The sequence below is a fragment of the Sutterella sp. genome (genome assembly GCF_052272535.1).
In the GTDB taxonomy this organism is placed as follows: Bacteria; Pseudomonadota; Gammaproteobacteria; order Burkholderiales; family Burkholderiaceae_F; genus Sutterella.
Genome location: NZ_DAVZJY010000210.1, coordinates 1 through 4016, shown reverse-complemented (window position 1 = coordinate 4016; position 4016 = coordinate 1). Strand labels below are relative to the sequence as shown.

At 69.0% G+C, this 4016-nt stretch carries 3 protein-coding genes; all 3 read right to left on the bottom strand.

All coding sequences use genetic code 11. The features are described 5' to 3' along the window. Positions 1-60 precede the first annotated feature (60 nt). Positions 61-1479 carry an MATE family efflux transporter gene (locus ACT6Y9_RS09200; RefSeq protein WP_295476789.1) on the bottom strand — a complete coding sequence of 473 codons (1419 nt, stop codon included), beginning with the start codon at positions 1477-1479 and terminating at the stop codon, positions 61-63. Between the two features lie 15 nt (positions 1480-1494). Beyond that, on the bottom strand, positions 1495-3213 hold the full coding sequence (locus tag ACT6Y9_RS09195; RefSeq protein ID WP_443744309.1) for an ArnT family glycosyltransferase: 1719 nt from the start codon (positions 3211-3213) through the stop codon (positions 1495-1497). A gap of 266 nt (positions 3214-3479) precedes the next feature. Then, entirely contained in the window at positions 3480-3764 is a 285-nt protein-coding gene (locus ACT6Y9_RS09190; protein WP_295476785.1) for a type B 50S ribosomal protein L31, read from the bottom strand. Positions 3765-4016: the final 252 nt, after the last annotated feature.

The window sequence follows — 4016 nt, the reverse complement described above, 5'->3', positions numbered from 1 at the left end:
GGCCGCCCGTCGAGCGCGTTCTCTTGCGGGGGGAGGAGGCGGCGCCGCTCTCCGGCCGTGTCAGGCGGTCTTTTCGGCGGCCGCAATCGCGCGGGCGACCTCTTCGGGCGAGTGCTGCTCGTCGCGGGCGAACTGCCGGCCCACCCAGACCGCCATGGCGGTGAGCGAGATGCCCGTGAGAAGGAGGCCCACCGCAGTGGCGCCCCAGAAGCCGTAGACGCCCCAGGGGCCGCCCGCCCAGGCGCCCGAGAAGGCGAAGTGGTAGCCGAGGCCGAGGCCCACGCCCCAGAGCATCACGCCGTAGATCACCATCGGCGCGGTGGTGACGCGGTAGCCGCGCAGCGCAAAGTTCGACACCGACTGCATGGCGTCGAAGACGTGGTAGAGGCAGCCGAAGGTGAGGAGCGACACGGCGAGGTCGTGCACCTGCACCTCGCTCGTGTAGAGCCAGACCACGGCGCCGCGGAAGAGGAAGAGCGCGACGGAGACGGCCACCGCGATCGTCACCATGAGCTTGAGCGAGCGCTTGAGGCATGCGTAGGCGACGGCGGGCCAGCGGGCGCCGAGGCACTGCGAGATCAGCACCGAGGTGGAGATGCCGAGCGAGAGCGGCATCATGTAGCACATCGAGGTGAGGTTCGCGACGATCTGGTGCGCGGACATGATCGCCGGTCCGAGGCGCGAGACGAAGATCGCCATCAGCGTGAAGCTCGAGACCTCAAAGAAGGTGCACAGCCCCATCGGCACGCCGATCTTGAGGAGATTCGCGAGCCGCGGCCAGAGGGGCACGACGAATCCGGGGGCGTGCATGCGCGCGTAGTACTTGTCCTTCGACCAGATCACCCAGTAGGCGATGAGCGAGAGGTAGGTGAGGATGAAGAACGAGACGCCCGCGCCGCCGCCGCCCATCGCGGGGAGCCCAAAGAGCCCGTACATGAAGACGGCGTTCAGGGGCGCCTTGAGGGCGAGCATCGCGAGCGACACCCACATTGTCACGTGCGGGCGCGACACGGCGGCGTTCACCGCGATGAAGGTGCGTGCGGCCATCGAGCCCGGAAGAGCGAGCGCGGTCCAGAACATGTACTCGGTCGCCATGCGGCGCACCTCGCCCTCGGCGCCGCCCAATTCCATCCAGAAGTCGGTTGCCATCAGCACCGGCACGCCGATCAGCGAGAACCCGAGTACAAGCCACATGGCCTGGCCCATGTCCACGCCGATGTCGGAGAACTTCCGCGCGCCGTAGTGGTGGCCCGCCACGGGCGAGAGCCCCTGGAGCACGCCGACCAACCCCATCAGGACCGAGATCGTCGCGGCGATGCCGAGCGCGATGGCGGCGAGGTGGTCCCGGCCGAGCTGCCCGCCCATGATCGTGTCGATCGTGCCGCTACCGATGATGGAGACGTTCGCGACGAAGATCGGGCCGGCGAGCCGGAAGAGCGCCTTGTAGGAGATGTCGGGAGGAGTGAGGTTCGTGGTCATTGAATGGGGTCGGGGTCAGCGGCGGTTGGCGGGAACAAGGTAGAAGGACTCGTTGGTGTGGGGGCGCGAGATCTCGATGGAGACGGCGTCGGCGGGGATCTCGTCGCTGCGGGTGCGCACGAGCCGCACGTCGCCTGCTTCGCCCGGCCGGGTGAAGCGCACCGGACCGTACCAGGCGAAGAGCGCGCGCACGCCCGCAGGAAGCCCCGCGCCGTCCACGAGAGGCGCCGGGCGTCCGGTGATGCGGACGGCCTCCGCCGCGGCGGTCTTCGCCGGCGCGGCGTAGGAGCGGTTGATGTCGATCGCGGTGTGCCAGAGGCCGCAGAGCGTGACGGCCGCGGCGGTCATGCCGGAGGCGGCGAGCCAGGGGCCGCGCCAGACGACGATCGGACGGTGCGTGAGGCGCCAGACGACGAAGACCACCCAGAGGACGAGGGCGAGGACGGGGAGGACGAACCCCAGGCCGAATTCGGCCGTGACGCCCGGGGAGAGCATCTGGATGGAGCGCGCCATCTTCGGGGGGAAGCCGAGGAGGTTGGCGAACCAGTAGAGCCAGAGCGCCGCGAGGGCGACGCTGAAGACCGAGATCGCAAACCAGTCGAGGAGGTTTTCGCGCGACTGCCGGAGCGTGATGAGACCGAAGGCGCCGAGCACGACGAATCCCGGCACGGCGGCGAGAAGGAGCGACTCGGCCGCGGCGGGCGCGGTGAAGAGCCCGGCCGAGAGCGCCGTCACGACGAACACGGCGGGCACGAGGATCTGCGTGCGGTCGATCTGCCGGCGCCAACTGTAGAGCGCCCAGAGGGCGAGCGGCCAGGCCGGGAGCAGGAACCAGAGGCTCGTGCGGATCATCCAGAGGACCGTGCGGGGCTCGACGAGGTCGAAGCGCTCGGCCTCTTCGGCGGCCCAGGCGGCGAGCCACGCCTCGCCCTCGGCGCCCGTGAGGGCGAGCACGAGGCCGAGCCAGACGACGACGGGGAGCGCCGCGCCCGCGAGGAGCGTGAGGATGCGCCGGTCGCGGCTCCCGGGGAAGGTGCGCGCGAAGGCGTGCACGAGAACCGCGCCCCCCATGAGCCAGAGCCCCGGGACGACCGAGGTGGTGAGTGCGGCGAAGCCGCTCGCCAGCCCCGTGACGAAGGCGCCCGCTTCGGGGCGCCGGAGCGTGAGGGCGATGCCGAAGAAGACGCACGACGCGCAGGCGAGGAGCACGGTCCCGGCGACCGGTTCGTGCTGCCGCGCGAAGATGCCGAAGGTGGCGACGAAGAGGAGCACCGCGCAGTCGGCGACCGCACGCCCGTACTGGCGGGGCTCGGCTTCGCCGCCAAAGGCGAAGGCGACGGGCTGCGCCTCGCTGCGGCGCGCGAGCCGCCAGGTGCCGTACCAGAGCGCGGCGGTGGAAAGCGCGAACCAGAAGAGGCTCGTGAGGCGGTAGGCGCCCACTTCGCCCAAAAGCCCCGAGAAGAGCTTCATGAAGAAGGCCGCGGCCCAGGGGGCGGCGGGGCCGGCATAGGGGAGCGCCTCGCCCGCGATCTGCGGCAGGAGGAGCGCCGAGGCGTCGCCCGAGAGCATTTCACGGGCGATGCCGAAGGCTTCGGCGTCGCGCAGCGTCCAGAAGTCCTGCGCCCAGAGGCCGCTCAGGATGAAGGCGGCGAGGAGCGCGAGAAGCGCGAGGCGCGGGAGCTTCCTCGCGGCCTCCTGTGACATGAATGCGGGCGTGGGACGTTGCGTGAGCATGCGGGAAGACTCTCTTCTCAAATGAACCCGACGGACGGAGCCGTCGGGTGCGGAGGATTCAAAGGGCGGAGCCGCAAAAGCAAAGAAAAGGAGAGCCCCCGAAGTGGTTTCGGGTCTCTCCTTTTCTTTGTTTCCGCCTGAAGCGGAGGACGTGGCGTCCTCCGCACGGGCGGAGCTCTGCCGAGAGCGGCGTCCCGTTGGGAAAGGCCGCGCGCGCTCCCCGAAGAGGAGCGCCGTCGGCCCGCGGGACGCCCGAACGCCGGAAGTTACTTGGCCTTGGCGGCTTCGGCGGCGCTGTTCAGAGCCTGCTTCTTGGCGGCGAACTTGGCGCGGAACTTCTCAACGCGGCCGGCCTCGACGATGCGGGTCTGGGCGCCGGTGTAGAAGGGGTGGCTCGCCGACGAGGTATCGAGCTTGAAGAGCGGGTACTCGACGCCGTCGATCACCGTCGTCTCCTTGGTCTGGACCGCGGAGGGGATGATGAACGTCTTGTTGATCGAGAGGTCGATGAAAGCGACGGGACGGTACTCGGGATGAATGTTCGGCTTCATTTGAAAGAACTTTCCTAGTTATGGTGTCGGTCGCCCTGGCGGCCTTGCGCGTCGGCCTTCATGAAGGGAAGGTCTTAAGACGGGCATGCCGGCCCACGTGCCAACTGGGAAGACGCGCGATTATCGTTCAAGCGCCCCGCGCTTGCAAGCGCCTCCGCGCTTCTTTTCGAGGCGTTCATGTCCGGAGGGGCGCCGCAGGACAGGGCTGACGCACGGCGAAGTGGTCACTTCGTCGAACGATAGATCTCCACC